This is a genomic window from Microbispora hainanensis, from assembly GCF_006874475.1.
GTDB lineage: Bacteria > Actinomycetota > Actinomycetes > Streptosporangiales > Streptosporangiaceae > Microbispora > Microbispora hainanensis.
This window is the reverse complement of sequence record NZ_VIRM01000192.1, coordinates 1-528: the sequence shown is the minus strand read 5'-3', so window position 1 is coordinate 528 and position 528 is coordinate 1. Positions and strand designations below refer to the sequence as shown.

Below are 528 nucleotides of genomic sequence, written 5' to 3'. Positions count from 1 at the left end.
TCCGCCGTCCGGGTGGCGTTACCGCAGGCCAGGCTGGTGGTCGACCACTTCCACATCGTGCAGCTGGCCAACGCCGCCGTCACCGAGGTCCGCCGCCGCGTCACCGTCCAGGTGCGGGGCAGGCGCGGGCGCAAGGGCAACCGCGAATGGGAACTACGTAACCGGCTGACCCGCTCGGCCGCCCGGATGCACGGCTCGCAACTCGACCCGATGGTCGATGACCTGATGGCGCTACCGAGGCGGATCGGAGTGCCGATCCTGGCCGCGTGGAACGCCAAGGAAGACCTGCTCGACCTGCTCGCCTTGGCGCGCACCCACCCCGATCGCTCCGTCGTCGCCGGCCGGCTGTTCCGCTTCTATGACCGCTGCGCCGCCTCCGGCCTGCCTGAACTGGAACGCCTGGCGAGCACGGTCGAGACCTGGTGGCCCGAGATCCTCGCGTTCATCCACACCGGCATCACCAACGCCGGCTCCGAGGGCACCAACCGCGTGATCAAGACCGTCGCCCGCGACGCGTACGGCTTCCGC

The 528-nt window shown here is 70.3% G+C and carries 1 protein-coding gene; it reads left to right on the top strand.

Features of this window, described 5'->3' with window-relative positions; translation table 11 throughout:
* Positions 1-12: 12 nt before the first annotated feature.
* Positions 13-528: transposase (locus tag FLX08_RS40125; RefSeq protein ID WP_244313252.1), on the top strand; the 516-nt coding region annotated here is incomplete at its 3' end.